This is a genomic window from Rubrivivax soli (assembly GCF_049810355.1).
In the GTDB taxonomy this organism is placed as follows: domain Bacteria; phylum Pseudomonadota; class Gammaproteobacteria; order Burkholderiales; family Burkholderiaceae_C; genus Rubrivivax.
In genome coordinates this window covers 673586-689270 of the sequence record NZ_CP187368.1, presented here as the reverse complement: position 1 = coordinate 689270, position 15685 = coordinate 673586, and the positions used below count along the sequence as shown (strand labels likewise).

Below are 15685 nucleotides of genomic sequence, written 5' to 3'. Positions count from 1 at the left end.
CGAGTCACGAGCGCCGGCCAGAACGGGACGCACCGTTGTATGCGCAACCTCAAACCGTAGTGCAGCCGGGTAGTTGTCGAGCGACGTCGACGCGTAGTCGACCGAGCGTGTAGCGGGCTCAGCGCGGCGTGGTCGGCTCGCGACCTAGCGGACGCTGCATCAGGGCCTTCTCTCACTCTGGTGCGAACTTGGCACTGCGTGGCTTGAGCGCGGCGTCGGTCCCGGTCTGCACAGATTCGGCTACACCCGCCGCAGATGGTGGGTCGCTGTCCTCCCGGGTGCGGCCTTCAACGGGGAGACCCAGTAGAGGTGAGGCAGGCCGCGCCCACGGCGCCATACAGGGGGGCCTACGGTAGGGCAGGTAGTTCTCGCTCAGCCAGCCCGCCGTGGAACTCGCACCTCGTCCGTCCAAGCGGACCTTCGGGAGCCAGACCGGCAGAGACTGGACGAGGACATGGCCCGCGAGCCGGTCCACAAGGCTCACACGCCCGTCCCGATGCTTCCGGTCAGTGGTCAGCCAGACCTCGAACAGGCCGTCCTCCCGTCCTTCCCGCAGCTGCCTGCGCCCGCGTACCAAAGCACTTTCGCGGGTCTGCTGAACGACCTGTCGCAGAACCGCCATCACCCGCCGGAGGATGCGGTCGGTCCTGGTGAACAGAACGACACGCCGGAGAGGGCTGCCGTCGGCGAGCTCCGCGCCGACCGAGAGTACAAGCGCGCGCAGGTCAGCCGCCCGGTCGGAACCGCGCGCGCTGCGGTCCACTTCGACCCATGTCGCCCCGTCGCTTTCGACGAAGACAGCATCTGGGCGCAACCACTTCGTCGCCGTACACCTTGGCGTCGTGACCTTCACGCGCAACAGCCCCTGCGCGGCGGGCTTGCCGTCCTTCACCTTGCCGTTCAACAACCGCATCAGTTCGGCTTCGGTCCAAGCCTGCAGGCCGCGCGCTTCGGCCGAGAGAACGAGAAACTGAGCCCAGAGCCTGTGCTCCGGATTGGTCATGTCGCTCACGCGCCGAACCGATGCCGACGCCTCGATGTCGGCATCGTTAAGCCATCGCGCGCCGTGCTGGGTGAGTCCGTATACCGTCTGGAATCGGTCGGTCCGGTACCGCCGTAGCAGCGACGCCTTGACCATCCCTCGCATGGCGCGCTGCGCGGCCGTCAGCGCGGCCTTGAAGTCCCGCTCCGGGAAGCAGGCCGCCACGACGTCCACTGTCCGGATGACACGGAACCGGTGCGCCAAGCGCAGCGCACGCGTCCAGATTGCTGCGCGAAGCCGTGTCGAAGACGCTACCGCCGTGAGGCCGCGCGTGACCGCTGGTCTTCCATCGGACTTCGTCCCGGCACCCGCGGATACATCGATGCCGGCCTCCGGGACCTCGGCTGCGGCATCACGGTTCCCGCCATTCCCTGCATCTGCTGCACCACTCTCATGCCGCAGTGGCTCTCGCTTGCCCCCTCGGTTGCCCATCGCTGTTGTCATCGTCGCTCGCTCCCTCATTGGTCAGGGCCACCGTGCCCGCGCCGGGCGTGCATGTGTTGCAGTGGCTGGTCAACCCTGTCTAGCGACATCGGGCTGCCACGCCACCCGCGGACGACACCCAGCACACCACGCGGCCAGCGCCGCATCGCGTCTTCTGCCGAGGTCTGACCGCACGGCTGCTCGAGGGCATGGGGCACGAGGTGATTCCCCTCGAACAGCCTCGCCCGGCTTGGGGCCGGTCGTCGTTCACGTATGCGTCGCGACGTCCATCCAGGTCGCTGTACATACGCCCGGCTTTGCCGGTGCGAACCGCCGCCGTCCCCAGGCGCTCCATCGGGGGCGAACCTGCCCCTGAACGGCGGGCCCAACTGCGTCATCAGCGGGCCGCGTCATCGTGGCTTGCCCCGTGTCTCGTATCAGCTCCCCTTCGACGAGTCCCGGGGACCCCGGCCACGGCTGCGTCGCTGCGCGCCGCGACGAAATCCGAGGCCGGCCCGCGCAGGTACGGCGGCGGTTCGCACCGCCGGCAGCCGGGCTGTCGCGAGCAGGCCTGCCCTCTCAAGCGTGCCACCGAGGCCCTCGTGACCCATGCACGCGGCAGCAGTCGGGAAATGAACTCGGCTGGACGCCGAGCCGTCCACCCGCTGGTGACGCCAGGCTCGAATGTCCGGTGTCGTCGGGCCGGTCGTTTTCGTTAAGCTGTATGGGTCGATGGCGAAGGTCTCGGCGCCGCCGAGGATTGCGCCTCAGCTGGCTTCCGGCGCCGGCCGGCGGAGCACTCGGAGCTCGTGCAGCACACGCAGCCGCGAGGCTGCGTGCTTGCCGTGTGCGTACTCGACAGTCCGGCCTGCCACCTCGACTTCACACAGCACAAGTTCCAACCCGTCTGTCAGCCCTGCGGCGAACGTCGTGTTCGTCCCGGTGCCGGCCACCGCATCGTGCTCGGACCAGTAGAAGTAGAAGCCGCCGCCATGGTCGGGCGCGGCCGCTTCGGCCCGCCAAACGCCCACTCGGTACTCAGAGCCGTCGAAGACGCTACGAAGCGTACCGGCCGCGTCGCGTACCAACACCTTGTATGCGCCCTCGACGACGACACGAGGGGTAACGCAACGCACCGGCCTTGCGCCGGTGTAGTGCCGGACGAGTTCGCCCAGTGCCGAGGTGTTCTTGGCGCGCTTCACGCAGGTGGCGGCGTCGAGCTCTTCGGCGCGCAGGCTCCGTCGGTCGCGGGTCAAGAGCACATAGCGTTTCGTCATCCGGGTTCGCGTCTTGCGCAGGTCCTTCCAGAACGTTCGCTCCTGGACAACGACAGCGCGGATTCGCCCCTTCTCGAGCAAGACGTCGTACACGTCGTGGTTGAGACACTCCAACTCACGTCGGTCCCGGTGCAGGTACGTCGCGTTCAGATGTCCGCTCTTGACCGCCAAGGCGAGGATGTCGCGCAGTTGCGCTCGGCAGACGTCGTTCAGGGTGACCTGCGGTGAGATGGCTCCGTACTCATCCCGCTGGAGTTCAGGTGCAGGCTTGCGATGCGGGGTGGCTTCCTGGGTATCAGGGACGGCGATGGCAATGGAATCGAGTTGCATGAAGGGTCTTAGGCAAGGAGTGCTGACCCTCGGTCTAGTCGGGCGTTTTATCTCCGTGGCATGGGCAACTGCCCCGCGGGACTTGCATCGGCATCACGGTGGCTACACGTCGTGTCTCCACTACTGCAAGGCGCTGCGATGCACATCAAACGACGAGGCCGCATGGCCTGCCTCTACCGCTCTCGCTGGGTTCCCAAGGGCACTGCCGGCAACACGCACGGCTACGCTGAGCAGACGTATGTCGGCAGCTTGCCGAGCGACTCCTGCGCTCTCCCCGAAGGGCTTGCGCCCGGGCTGACCGCCGAAGAGCGGGACTACGTCGAGCGCAGCATCTGCGGACCGGCACGCGCGGCCGCCGAGCGAACTCGGCAGGAAGCGGCGCAGCGAGAGGTCGACCCGGTCTGGCGCCTTGCCGAGGCGCGGCGGCTGGTCGATGAAGCAGTCGAGCGCAGTCACCGTCGGCGCGTTCCTCGCGACACTGTTCAGCCCATCGCCGAGGCGCTGGGGCGAGTGAGTGTGGTCGGGGCGCCAGAGCCACGCCCGCCGCCACAACGTCCAGACCCTTTGTCGGACGCTCTCTCGGCCGTCCGTGCCGCCGCCACCGCGGTCCGCGATGGCGTGCTGGGCTCCGCACCAGCCTCCGGCGCGCGTACGACCCGGACGTACACGCTGTGGGCGCAAATCGTTGCCGAGGTTGATGGCACGGCCGACAGCAGCCTGCTCGAGGCCCTGCAGGCACGGGGATTTGTGAAGCGACGCCGCGGCTGAACCTGTACGGTCGGGTTGCTATACGAACAGCACGCACCTGCGTGCTTCCTAGGAACCCCCAACATGTCTGAAACCTTTGTGCCCCCCGCGGGCTGCACTTCGCGCGTTGTCTGCCAAGTCAGCAGCGAAGCGGCCCCCGCCCCAGAAACGCCCGAGCAACGACTGATGCGTCTCTATGCTGCCGAAGGCGGCCCGCTTCTTGGCTGGCTGTTCGACGAGTGCGACCGCCGAGGCCAAACCCGAAAGGACATGGCCGAGGAACTCGGCGTCACGTACTCGTACCTCTACCAGCTGCGCTGTGGCGTGCGTCAGACGCGGTACCTGTCCTCCGAGGTTGCCGGCGCGTGTGCCAGGTACTTGGGTGTGCCGCCCGTGGTCGTCAAGCTCCTGGCGGGCGTCCTTCCGATGAGCGATTTCGCCTGGCCTGCCCAGTCAGAGGAGGACCTCATGGACAGAGCGCTGGACAACATGAAGCTCGACCCTGTGGCCCGGACGCTTCTGCCCCCTGAGGTCAAGGCGTTGCCACTGGAGGCCAAACGCTCAATCGTGCTGATGTACGCCGAGAGCTCGCGGCAGGATGTCCTCGGTGTCCGGCAACTTCCGGACGTGCTGCGGTGGCTCCAGCGCGCTGCTGTCGTCCACGACGACAACGAAGCTCGTGCAATGGCGTAGCAGAGCTTCGGTGGCTGTCTTGATTGACCGTTGACGAGCGTCCCTCGTCATTCGGGGGCGGGCTTCGGCCCGTCTCTTTCTTCCTGCGCAGGCCTGTAGCGCCGGTCTACACGAGCGCGCAGATAAACCGGTTCGCTCCACCAATTGTCGACCGGCGTCAAACGGTCGGCAGAAGGAAATCGAAGCGGACCACCATGACCCAACACTCCTTGCATGACCTCACGGCACTCGAACGTCACTATTCCAGCCGCGCGCGGTTTTCGAAGGGAGACGAGTGGACCGAGAGGAACATCGTGCGTACGTCGACCTCCGAGCTGGAGGTCCTTCTCGAGATGCAGCCGTGTTTCGTGTACAGGCTCAGCCTCGACGCCGTACCTCAGCTTGCCCGGCGTGGCCCGGCACACCTCGCGCATGTTCGTAGTGCCATCTGGCAGTTGCTTAGTTGCGACGGCCCGGTGGGCGAACGACCGCCCCTCGACGGGGACCTGCTCCAGTGGAAGGGAACGCGCGAGCGAATGACGCGCCGCAGATGGCTGGCAGCGATGTTAGCCACCATCGAGGAGCATCTCGGGCCAGCCGATACATCGCAGTCGGTGCAGGCCGCCCTGGCTGCAGCCACATCTGCGACCTGCGCAGTGGCCTCGGCTAACAGCGAGTCCCATACCGTCTCAACCGAGTGGTACCTGCCTGACCTGCGCCCTGGCCAGTTCCAGCTGCCTCACCTGTGGACATGCGGGAGCCTGGTGCAAATCGGCGTTCGCAACAGCACCCGCCGCCAGTACACGCCAGACGCGCCACTCCACGTTGTCGAGTTCTCGGGGCAGAGTTATGGCGACACCACGGTCACGTACCTGGGCGAAGAGCTGCGTACGGGCGACATGGAAGTCTGGGGGCAACTGCTCAAGCTCGTGACTCCGCTCCCGCTGGGTTCCCGAGTCACGGTGTCCGCGAAGGAGCTGCTGACGGCTCTCGGACGAGGCACCGGAGGCCCCGCCTACAAAGCGCTCCGCGCCGAGATTGCGCGGCTCCAGGGAGCCCGACTGGCCGTGCGAAGCAGTTTCGAACCCATGCGCCAACAGTTTCGGGCGATGTTCCCGGACGACCCGCTCTCGCAGTCGTCTGCGCGCGGGCCCATCGAGGTGAGCTTCCAACTCCTTGGGCCGTCTTCTACCGATGGACGGATGTGGTCGGTGTCTGTGCCGCGCGAAGTGCGGGTGGCGTTCGGACCAAGGTTGAGCAGCTGGTTCAGCGAGCGTGAGTACGGCCTGCTGACGCGCCGTCGAGAAGGAGACACGGTCAGGCGCCTCTACTTGCTCTACCGCTCGCATGTCAGGCCTTGGCCGTTCACGGTCCAGGAGCTGCGGCGCTTCCTGGGCTCGACGATGGGCCGCGACACCGACCTGAAGGCCGCGCTCGACACGGCGCACGACCGGTTGACGAGCGCCGGGCTCATCAAAGGGTGGCGATATGGGTCTTCGGACCGCCGCAGGAACTGTCCTGACCGGGTGTACGCGGTCGATTTCTAGCGGCGGGCTCCTGTGCACTGGCAAGGCCTCGCGTCAAACGGTCGTTGCCTTCACCACCCGGGCCGCGTCATCCGGTCGCTGGCGACGGCCCTAAAGGCCCGCCAGTCAACGACTTCTGCCTTCTCTAGCTCCTGTAGCTTCCTGTAGCTCTACACAGTCCGGACTCCGCGTCCAGTGGCAAGACAAGCCTGAACATAGGCAGCGGCGCGGAGCGGCTACGCCCGCCTGGTGAGCCAAGGGCGCGAAGCGCCCGTACTACCGGTCCAGGGCAAGCCACGGCGCGGGTCGGCCGTCACAGCTCGTGCTCCATCGCTGCCTCGGCGTTACCTCGTTACCTCTACCGAGGCAGAAGAAAGAAGGGGCAGCCGAGACGGCCACCCCTTCTGAATCAATTGCGCGAGTCCGCGCCCTCAAGGCCCTACAACGAGAGTGCTTCGTCGCGGCCCATGACCGCCACCCTGGCCGTCTCCGCGGCCATGAGGGCTCCCATCACGGCCACGGCATCCTTGCCCTGGCCCGCGACGGCTGCCCGAACAGCGAGGGGTTCCGAGCCGGGGAACGGCGCCGGGAGCGAACGGTCCTGCATGAGCTTCAGCCCTGCCAGGTACATCTGCTCCTGCGATTCGGTGGGGCTGAGCTCTCGAGTGAGCGTCGCCGCCGAGACGAGCGAGACCTGGTCGTCCAGCAAGTTGCCGAAGCCCTTCAGGGCAAAGCTGAAGTCGTCGTCCGTCGGGTCCAGGAGCAGCAGAAACTGCTCCTGGTCCACGGCATCGAGCAGCCACTGCTGAGCACCTGCCAGCCAGAGAGGGATGGCGAACCTGAACTCCACGCCACCTGCCTGTGCCCGCAGCACCGCCACCGGCAGCCCCAGCGAGAAGTGGACGATGTCAAGTTGCAGGAAGCCGGCTTGGCCATCGTTCTGGAGCAGCTCGAGCTCCTCGGAAGTGAGCTCGACACGGATGGCCCAGCCCTCGTGGACGAGTTCAGGAAAGGACGTGGCGATGCGGGTCGCGGTCTCCTTGGGGTTGAGCAGTTCGGAAAAGCGTGCCCGGTGTCGCGGGTCGCGCAGGTGGCGGTCGGCCTCGACCGGTGAGGCCTCGACCAATTTCTTGCTTTGCATGGGGTTCCTTAGTTGTGGGGATGCCTGGCACCTCGTCTAGCGAGCGCGGGCCCCAAGCGCTCCCAATCCCTATGCGACCTCCGCGACAAGTCCGATAAGCTGGCACTCCGCTAGCGTTCTACTCACAGGAGCAGCCCATGTCAGCTGGCAAGTCGGAAGTGGTCAGCGTGCGCGTCGAGCCACCCATCAAGGCTGCCCTGCAGGGGGCCGCGGAGCGAGAAATGCGCAGCTTGGCCAATATGTTGGAGGTGATGGTCGTCGCCTACTGCCGGACCAATGGCTATCCGCTCGAAGGCGTTCCAACGCAGACCCTGCCGGGTGCCAAGTCCAAGGCCCGCGCATCGTGATGGGCTAACGTCCGTCGTCGCTGACCAGCACCTTCCAGTCACGCCACCGCATTCGACTTGTTCACGTAGCGCCTCACATGCTCGCCTTCGCCCCAGGCTCCCGCGCTGTCATCCGCGACGAAGAATGGCTCATTCGCAGAGTTGACCCCTCCACTGACGGCGGCTGGCTGCTCACCTGCGACGGCATCTCTGACCTCGTCCGTGGTCAGGACGCGCTCTTCCTCACCCAGCTCGAAGAGCAAATTGAGGTCCTCGACCCGGCCGCGACGAAGCTGGTGCCCGACGACAGCCCCACCTACAACACGGCTCTGCTGTATCTGGAGAGCCAGCGCCGCCGCAGCGTGGCCAACGACGAGAAGATTCACCTCGGCCACCGGGGCATGATGAACCTGGTGCCGTACCAGCTCGACCCGGCGCTGCAGGCGCTGCGCCAGCCGCGCTCGCGCATCCTCATCGCCGATGCTGTCGGCCTCGGCAAGACCCTGGAAGCCGGCATCCTGGCCACCGAGCTCATCCAGCGCGGCCGCGGTAAACGCATCCTGGTCGTCACGCAGAAGGCCATGCTCACCCAGTTCCAAAAGGAATGGTGGAGCCGCTTCTCGATTCCGTTGGTGCGGCTGGACTCCGTGGGCCTGGCCCGCGTGCGCAACCGCATTCCGGCCAACCACAACCCGTTCAACCACTTCGACCGCAGCATCATCTCGGTCGACACCCTCAAGAGCAACCTCGAGTACCGCAACTACCTCGAGAACGCATGGTGGGACCTCATCGTCATCGACGAGTGCCACAACGTTGCGGCACGGGCTTCGGAAACTGGCCTCTCGCGCCGTGCCAGGCTGGCCAAGCTGCTGGCCACCCGGTCCGACACGCTCATCCTGCTGTCGGCCACGCCGCACGACGGTTCGGCGCGCAGCTTCGCGTCACTGATGACGCTGCTCGACCCCACCGCCATCTCCGACCCCGACGACTACACGCCCGACGACTTCCGCAACAAGGGCCTGGTCATCCGGCGCTTCAAGAAGGACATCAAGGACCAGGTCAGCGCCGACTTCCAGGAGCGCCAAACCACCTGCCTGCGCGAGCCCGCGTCACCGCAAGAGGAGGAGGCCTACCGCGCTTTGCTCGATGTCGCCTTCACCCAGGGCGGCCAGCACAAGGCGGGCCGCCAGCAGGAGCTGCAGCGCGTCGGCATGCAGAAGGCGCTGTTCTCCAGCCCGGCCGCGGCGCTGATGTCGACCCAGAAGCGCATCCAGCTCCTCACCGCCAAGCCGAACGCCACCCCCGATGAGCAGAACGAGGTGGCCGGCCTGGAAGTGCTGCGCGATGCGCTGGCCCCGCTGGTGCAAGACCCGACGGCCAAGCACTTCAGCCGCTACCAGCGTCTGCTGCGTCTCCTGCGGTCGCAGGACTTCGCGTGGGATGTGAGTGATGCCAACGACCGCCTGGTCATCTTCTCCGAGCGCATCGACACGCTGGAGTGGCTCAAGCGCCAGCTCACCGCCGACCTCAAGCTCAAGACCGGCCAGCTCGAGGTGCTGCACGGTGGCGCCGGCATGACCGACACCGAGCAGCAGAAGCTCGTCGAGCGCTTCGGCCGCCTGGAAGACCCCATCCGCATCTTGCTGTGCTCCGACGTGGCCAGCGAGGGCTTGAACCTGCACTACTTCTGCCACCGGCTCGTGCACTTCGACCTGCCGTTCTCGCTGATGGTGTTCCAGCAGCGCAATGGCCGGGTGGACCGCTATGGCCAGAAGCACCAGCCGCACATCGTCTACCTCTTCACCGAGGCCCAGACCGAACGCATCAAGGGTGACCTGCGCACCTACGAAATCCTGCAGCGCAAGGACGAACAGGCCTACCTGAACCTGGGCGACCCGTCGGCCTTCCTCAATGTCTTCGACCCCGAGAAGGAAGACGAGAAGGTCACCGGCTTCCTGGCCGATGGCCTGACCCCCGAACAGATAGAGGCCAAGCTCGACCAGGAAGCCGCCAGCGTCGGAGGCAACGACGACGGCGACTTCCTGCTGCAGCTGTTCGGCGGCGAGGCCGCGCCGGCAGCGCCCACGAGCAGCCTCGCTCACATCGATGAGCCCGGTTCGCTGTTCGATAGTGACTACCACTACGCCAAGACCGCGCTGACGCAGCTGAACCTGGGCGGTGCCATGTGCCAGTGGACGGCACACGATGCCGAGCGAATCATCGCCATCACCGCGCCGCATGACCTGCAGGAGCGCCTGCGCCAGTTGCCGCGCGAGGTGCAGGACGAGAAGGACTACTACTCTCTGTGTGCCGACCCCGTCCGCATGGCCCAGGCCATCGAGAGCGCCCGCCAGGCCAAGGCCGAAGACGACACCTGGCCGCAGCTGCACTACCTCTGGCCGCAGCATCCCATCATGGAGTGGCTGGGTGACCAGGTCATGTCGGGCGTCAAGCGCCACAGCGCACCACTCATCCAAAGCCCGTCCATTCAGCCCGACGAAGAGGCCTTCGTGCAGATGAGCCTGGTGCCGAACCGCAAGGGCCAGCCCATGCTGCTCGAGTGGCGCGTGGCGACGCGGCGCGGCGGCAGCGGCGCCTTCGCGCTGGAGGCCTTCGACGCCTTCGCTTCCCGGGCCGGCCTTAAGGCCGGGAAGCTGCCCAACCGCGGGCACGTGCCAGGGCTGGAGCAAGCTACCGCGCGCCTGCAGCAGGCGCTGCCGCAGGCCGTACGCGCGATGCACGAGCACATGCTCGCCAAGCAGGCGGCGTTTGCCGCAGGCCTCACCGAGCGGCTGGGAGGCACGCTGAAAGACCTGGAGCGCCTTCAGGGCCGCCAGCTCGAGCAGCTGAAGCTGGCACTGGAGAACCAACTGGAGACCGTCAGGCGCGGCCGCTTCGAGCAGCGCAGCCAGCAAATCAACCGCGTCTTCGACGAGTACCGCCAGTGGGTGCAGGACACCCTGACCACCGAGCCCCAGCCCTGGATTCAGGTGCTGGCCGCCGTGTGCCACCCCAGCGCCGTCAAGGCCGCCTGACCATGCCCGTGCTCGACGCCGTCCAGACCTTCGCTGGCATCGCCAACGAGAACGAGTTCTACAGCCACCACTACCTGGCCGAGGTCTTCAAGGGCGACATCAAGACCCGCCTCGAGGCCTGGGAAGCCGCCGAATCCGAACACCCGGGCGAGGACGCGTTCCGCGCGCCGCACAAGCGGCTGCAATCCTGGGCGCAGAAGTGGTTCAGCCTGCGCGGGCAGGTGGCCCGTGGCCACGACGAAGCCGAGCGCTGGCAGCTCTTCACGCAGCTGCAAGCCGGCCTGCTGCAGGCGATGGGCTACGACGCGCCACCGAAGGCACCCGTGGTGCACGAGCTGGTGCCTGGCCTGCCACTGCCGCTGTGGCACCTGCTGCCGCCGCGCCTGGCCATCATCCCGGCCTACCAGCCCGGCGCCGAGAACGAAGACCTGCTCGACCACCGGCTGCTGAGCCTGCACCTCGGCGGCCAGCCCGTGCCGCCCGCAATGCAGCGCGAAACCTGGGCCGAGCTGCTGTCCGATGCCGTGTTCGGCGCCGAACAGCCGCCGCGCTACGTGCTGCTGCTGGGCTTGGACCATTGGCTGCTGCTGGACCGCTACAAGTGGCCCAACAACCGCGCCCTGCGCTTCGACTGGGGCGACATCCTGGACCGCAAGGATGCCGACACCCTCAAGGCCTGCGCCGCACTGCTGCACAAGGACTGCTTTGCCCCCGGTGAAGGCGGCAGCCTGCTCGAAAGCCTGGACGAGAACGCGCACAAACACGCCTTCGGCGTCAGCGAAGACCTGAAGTACGCGCTGCGCGAGGCCATCGAGCTGCTGGGCAACGAGGCGGCTCGCCAGCTCGACGAGCAGGCCAGCGGCAGCAAGAAGAGCGTGTACTCCGGCCAGTACAAGCTGGACCCTTCGCAGCTCAGCCTGGAATGTCTGCGGCTGGTGTACCGGCTGCTGTTCATGTTCTACATCGAGGCGCGGCCCGAGCTGGGCTACGTGCCCATCGCCCGCAGCGAGGTCTATCTCAAGGGCTACAGCCTGGAGAGCCTGCGCGACCTGGAGCTGCAACCGCTGACCAGCCCTCGGGCGCACGACGGCCACTACTTCGACGCCACGCTGCGGCGCCTGTTCAAGCTGGTGGCCGAAGGCTGCGGGCTGGGCCCGGCCACGCAGCAGCTGAGCCCCACCGTGGCTGGGGCGAAGGAGGTGTTCGCGCTTGCGCCGCTGGACAGCCGCCTGTTCGACGACGCCACGCTGCCGCTGCTGAACAAGGTGCGCTTCCCCAACCACCTGTGGCAGCGTGTCATCCGCCTGATGTCGCTCAGCCGCGGCCAAGGCCGCGGCCGGCGCAGCGGTCGCGTCAGCTACCAGCTGCTGTCTATCAACCAACTAGGCGCGGTCTACGAGGCCCTACTCAGCTATCGCGGGTTCTTCGCGGCCGACGACCTCTACGAGGTGAAGCCTGCGCCGAAGAGGGGCCGCGCTGCCCCCGCGGACGCGGACGCTGACGAAGACGACGAAGGTCCCGAGGACGAAGACGATTCCGACAAGCCGAGCGCGTGGGGCCGCCGCGGCGGCGGTGCGCAGAACAGCGAGGCCGACAAGCTGGAGAACGCCTGGTTCGTGCCCGCCGGCCGCCTGGCCGAGTACCACGAGGACGAGCGCGTCTACGACATCGACGGCAACGGCCACCGCAAGCTGCGCCTGTACCCCAAGGGCAGCTTCATCTACCGCCTGGCCGGGCGCGACCGGCAGAAGAGCGCCAGCTACTACACCCCGCAGGTGCTGACGCAGTGCCTGGTGAAGTACGCGCTGAAGGAACTGCTGGCGCCCGAGAACGGCCGCGTGAAAAAGGCCGACGACATCCTCACGCTCACCGTCTGCGAGCCCGCGATGGGCAGCGCCGCGTTCCTGAACGAGGCCGTCAACCAGCTGGCCGACGCCTACCTGGAGCGCAAGCAGGCCGAAGAAGGCCGGCGCATCCCGCACGACGAATATGCGCAGGAGCTGCAGAAGGTGCGCATGGTGCTGGCCGACCGCAACGTGTTCGGCGTGGACCTGAACCCGGTGGCGGTGGAGCTGGCCGAGGTGTCGCTGTGGCTCAACGCCATCTACGGCGAGCCCACGCAGGACAAGGACGGCAATCCGCTGCCCCTGAAGCCGGCCCGCGTGCCCTGGTTCGGCTACCAGCTCTTCGCCGGCAACAGCCTCATCGGCGCGCGCCGGCAGGTGTATCGCGCCACGAGCGTGGTGCGGGGCGCCAAGCCCGCCTGGTACGAAGAACCACCGCGCCGCGTGATGGCTGCCGAACCGCGCAGGGCCGACGACATCTGGCACTTCCTGCTGCCCGACCCCGGCATGGCCGACTATGCTGACAAGGATGCGAAGAAGCTGTACCCCGAAGACTTCGAACGTCTGAAGCGCTGGCGCCGGGCCTTCACCGCGCCGCTGTCGAGCGTCGAGGTCGGCCGGCTGCAGCAGCTGAGCACGGTGGTGCAGGAACTGTGGGACGAACACACCAAGGCGCTGGCGCGCGACCGGGCGCGCACCGAAGACCCGCTGGATGTCTGGCCGCACCGCAAGGGCCGGCACGACGAACCTGGGCCGCTGTCGCGCGCGCAGAAGGAAGCCATCCGCCGCGAAGGCCTGCTGAACGAAGACGGCGACCTGGCCACGCCGTTCCGCCGGCTGAAGCTGGTGATGGACTATTGGTGTGCGCTGTGGTTCTGGCCCATCGCCGAGAGCGCGAGTCTGCCGAGCCGCGAGGCCTGGTGGTTGGAGGTGGGGGCCATCCTCGAAGGCAACGTGGTCGATGTGACGGAGCAGCCGGGGCTAGACCTGCAGCCGGCGACCGACGAGCCACCAGCACCCTGGGTACCCGAGGGTCAGGGCACGTTTACTGGATTCGAGTCGCAACTGTCGCTTCAGCAGGCTGCCGAAGCGCCACAACTTCGTGACCGCTACGGCCAGTTGCGCATCGGCCGGCTGCGCGACGCGTTCCCGCGGGTGGGGCAGGTCGAGGCCATTGCCGCAAGGCGGCGATTCATGCACTGGGAACTGTGCTTCGCGGATGTGCTGGTCCAGCGCGGGGGCTTCGACCTCCTGCTTGGCAATCCGCCGTGGCTGAAGGTGGACTGGAACGAAGCAGGCGTGCTGGGCGAGTTCAATCCACTTTTCGCCATCCGCAGCTTCAGTGCCACCGAACTGGCGAAGCAGCGGGAGAAGGCCTTCGCAGGGCACCCGGGGCTGCGGGCGGCGTGGACAGCCGAGCTTGAAGAGGCCGAGGGCACGCAGGACTTTCTCAAGGCGGTCCAAAACTACCCGCTGCTGGCGGGCATGAAGGCCAACCTCTACAAGTGCTTCATGCCGCTTGCTTGGGGGCTCAACAGCACGCAGGGTGTCACGGGTTTGCTGCATCCTGAGGGACCATACGACGACCCGAACGGCGGGGAGTTGCGCGAAGCGCTGTATGCGCGGTTGCGGCGACATTTTCAGTTCGTCAATGAATTGGCGCTGTTTGCCGAAGTGCACCACCTCACCAAGTACAGCATCAATGTGTATGGCACTCGGCGAACAACTTCAGCGTTCGACCACCTAGCGAACCTCTTCGCCCCTTCCACGGTCGATGCTTGCTACCTGCACGACGGTAGTGGCGCTGTGGGTGGCTACAAGAACGATTTGGGCCAGTGGAATACTGCCGGTCATCTCCTCCGAATTGTTCGCGTGGACGATGCGGCCCTCGCCGTGTTCGCCCAGCTCTACGACGAACCCGGCACGCCCGCACGCCGTGCACGTTTGCCGGCGCTGCACGCGCAAACGCTCAGCAACGTGCTCGCAAAGCTCGCCAACTGCAAGCGTCGAATTGGTTCACTAGGTGGAGAACTTCGAACGTTCGATGTGGTGTTTGACGAGACACAGGCCCAAAAGGCAAAGCTGCTGCGCAAGCGTGAGCCAGCGGACGGCTTCGCAAAAACTACCGGTACTCTCGTTCTCTCCGGTCCTCACTATCACGTGTCCAATCCTTACTACAAGACACCGCGCGAGGTCTGTCGGGCGAATGGGCACTACGACATCGTGAACCATCATGATGCTCCGGCTGAGTTCTTGCCACGCTCAAGCTACCTTCCTGGAGACGACAAAGACGGCTACGCGGCATCGCTGCCCCGCGTCCTTTGGGCGCCTCCATCTGAAGCAGGTCCGAGCTTGCTTACGGACCACTATCCACTGCTGCATCGACGAAGGTTGGCCCAGTCCGGCGAGCGAACTTTGATTCCTGCCGTGGCTCCGCAAGGCGCAGTAGCGGTGAACTCAAGCGTCACTTCAGTGTTTCGGCATCCAAACGACCTACTTGGCGCCAATGCAACCCTGAGTTCAGTTCCGTTGGACTTCTTGGTCAAGACGACTGGCCGTGGCGACCTCTATGGGGTGGATTTGCTGAGGTTGCCGCTCACATGCACGAATTTCCCTTCGGCTCTGGCCCGCTCAGCGGCCTTGACTTGCCTTACGGCGCACTACGCATCGCTTTGGGAAGCAGCCTACAGCGTTGCTTTCGCAGATGAGTCGTGGAGTCAGCCCACTAACCCTCGGTTGCCACAGGGCTTCTGGGTGAACCTGTCCGATACCTGGACGCGTAGCTGCGCCCTGCGCAGCGACTACGCCCGCCGCATGGCGCTGGTGGAAATCGACGTGCTGGTCGCCCAGGCGCTGGGCCTGACGTTGGAGGAGCTCTTGCTCATCTACCGCGTGCAGTTCCCGGTGATGCAAGGTTACGAACGCGACACCTGGTACGACATCAACGGCCGCATCGTCTTCACCAATAGCAAGGGCCTAATCGGCGTCGGCCTGCCGCGAAAGGGCGGTGCCAAGACACCCAAGACCCGCATCCAGCCGCCCGAAGGCAGGGTCCGTGAGGGCAACCTGGGCTGGGAAGACCTCTACAAGGACGGCCAGTGGCTCGTGCCCGATGGCACCGTCGTCACGCAGTGGGTCAGCGACGACACGCTGCCCGGTGGCCCGCGCACGGTGGAGCGCCGCTACGTCGCGCCCTTCGCCCGCGCCGACCGTGAGGCCGACTACCGCACTGCTTGGGCGTTCTTCGAGGGTGGGCCATCTCAGTGACCCGGCATCCTCGAGCGGCGCTCATCGCAGTGCCATAGGTTGGCGGCTTCTGAAG

General features: G+C 66.3%; 9 protein-coding genes. 6 read left to right on the top strand and 3 right to left on the bottom strand.

Translation table 11 applies throughout. The features are described from left to right. Nucleotides 1-172 precede the first annotated feature (172 nt). Complete coding sequence (locus ACPOLB_RS02975; protein ID WP_425259808.1) at nt 173-1246, bottom strand: replication-relaxation family protein; 1074 nt, start codon at nt 1244-1246, stop codon at nt 173-175. A gap of 986 nt (nt 1247-2232) precedes the next feature. Continuing rightward, a complete protein-coding gene (locus ACPOLB_RS02970; RefSeq protein ID WP_425259806.1) occupies nt 2233-3072 on the bottom strand; it encodes a hypothetical protein in 840 nt (279 codons plus the stop codon). Between the two features lie 138 nt (nt 3073-3210). On the opposite strand from ACPOLB_RS02970, the gene ACPOLB_RS02965 reads away from it, so the two are divergent. The 3 genes from ACPOLB_RS02965 to ACPOLB_RS02955 all read left to right on the top strand — a co-directional run bounded on the left by ACPOLB_RS02965 (nt 3211) and on the right by ACPOLB_RS02955 (nt 6038). After that, complete coding sequence (locus tag ACPOLB_RS02965) at nt 3211-3840, top strand: hypothetical protein (protein ID WP_425259805.1); 630 nt, start codon at nt 3211-3213, stop codon at nt 3838-3840. A gap of 63 nt (nt 3841-3903) precedes the next feature. Next, the gene (locus ACPOLB_RS02960) at nt 3904-4512 is read left to right on the top strand and encodes a helix-turn-helix domain-containing protein (RefSeq protein ID WP_425259804.1); all 609 of its coding nucleotides are present in this window, start codon (nt 3904-3906) and stop codon (nt 4510-4512) included. 194 nt (nt 4513-4706) lie between these two features. Further along, complete coding sequence (locus tag ACPOLB_RS02955) at nt 4707-6038, top strand: hypothetical protein (RefSeq protein WP_425259803.1); 1332 nt, start codon at nt 4707-4709, stop codon at nt 6036-6038. Nucleotides 6039-6456: 418 nt separating this feature from the next. Here the strand turns inward: ACPOLB_RS02955 and ACPOLB_RS02950 are convergent, their stop codons facing one another. Beyond that, nucleotides 6457-7158 carry a hypothetical protein gene (locus ACPOLB_RS02950; protein ID WP_425259802.1) on the bottom strand — a complete coding sequence of 234 codons (702 nt, stop codon included), beginning with the start codon at nt 7156-7158 and terminating at the stop codon, nt 6457-6459. A 137-nt stretch (nt 7159-7295) separates the two neighbouring features. Between ACPOLB_RS02950 and ACPOLB_RS02945 the strand changes: the two genes are divergently transcribed. The 3 genes from ACPOLB_RS02945 (at nt 7296) to ACPOLB_RS02935 (ending at nt 15630) form a co-directional block, all read left to right on the top strand. After that, the gene (locus ACPOLB_RS02945) at nt 7296-7505 is read left to right on the top strand and encodes a hypothetical protein (protein ID WP_425259801.1); all 210 of its coding nucleotides are present in this window, start codon (nt 7296-7298) and stop codon (nt 7503-7505) included. A gap of 77 nt (nt 7506-7582) precedes the next feature. Beyond that, nucleotides 7583-10519, top strand: a complete 2937-nt coding sequence (locus ACPOLB_RS02940) for a DEAD/DEAH box helicase (RefSeq protein ID WP_425259800.1) — start codon at nt 7583-7585, stop codon at nt 10517-10519. A 2-nt stretch (nt 10520-10521) separates the two neighbouring features. Beyond that, a complete protein-coding gene (locus tag ACPOLB_RS02935) occupies nt 10522-15630 on the top strand; it encodes a class I SAM-dependent DNA methyltransferase (RefSeq protein WP_425259799.1) in 5109 nt (1702 codons plus the stop codon). Nucleotides 15631-15685 lie beyond the last annotated feature (55 nt).

Bases quoted from the DNA above. Each gene is read 5' to 3' on its own strand.
- ACPOLB_RS02945 (WP_425259801.1), top strand. From the start codon at position 7,296: ATGTCAGCTGGCAAGTCGGAAGTGGTCAGCGTGCGCGTCGAGCCACCC.
- ACPOLB_RS02965 (WP_425259805.1), top strand. From the start codon at position 3,211: ATGCACATCAAACGACGAGGCCGCATGGCCTGCCTCTACCGCTCTCGC.
- ACPOLB_RS02940 (WP_425259800.1), top strand. From the start codon at position 7,583: ATGCTCGCCTTCGCCCCAGGCTCCCGCGCTGTCATCCGCGACGAAGAA.
- ACPOLB_RS02970 (WP_425259806.1), bottom strand. From the start codon at position 3,072: ATGCAACTCGATTCCATTGCCATCGCCGTCCCTGATACCCAGGAAGCC.
- ACPOLB_RS02950 (WP_425259802.1), bottom strand. From the start codon at position 7,158: ATGCAAAGCAAGAAATTGGTCGAGGCCTCACCGGTCGAGGCCGACCGC.
- ACPOLB_RS02955 (WP_425259803.1), top strand. From the start codon at position 4,707: ATGACCCAACACTCCTTGCATGACCTCACGGCACTCGAACGTCACTAT.
- ACPOLB_RS02960 (WP_425259804.1), top strand. From the start codon at position 3,904: ATGTCTGAAACCTTTGTGCCCCCCGCGGGCTGCACTTCGCGCGTTGTC.
- ACPOLB_RS02935 (WP_425259799.1), top strand. From the start codon at position 10,522: ATGCCCGTGCTCGACGCCGTCCAGACCTTCGCTGGCATCGCCAACGAG.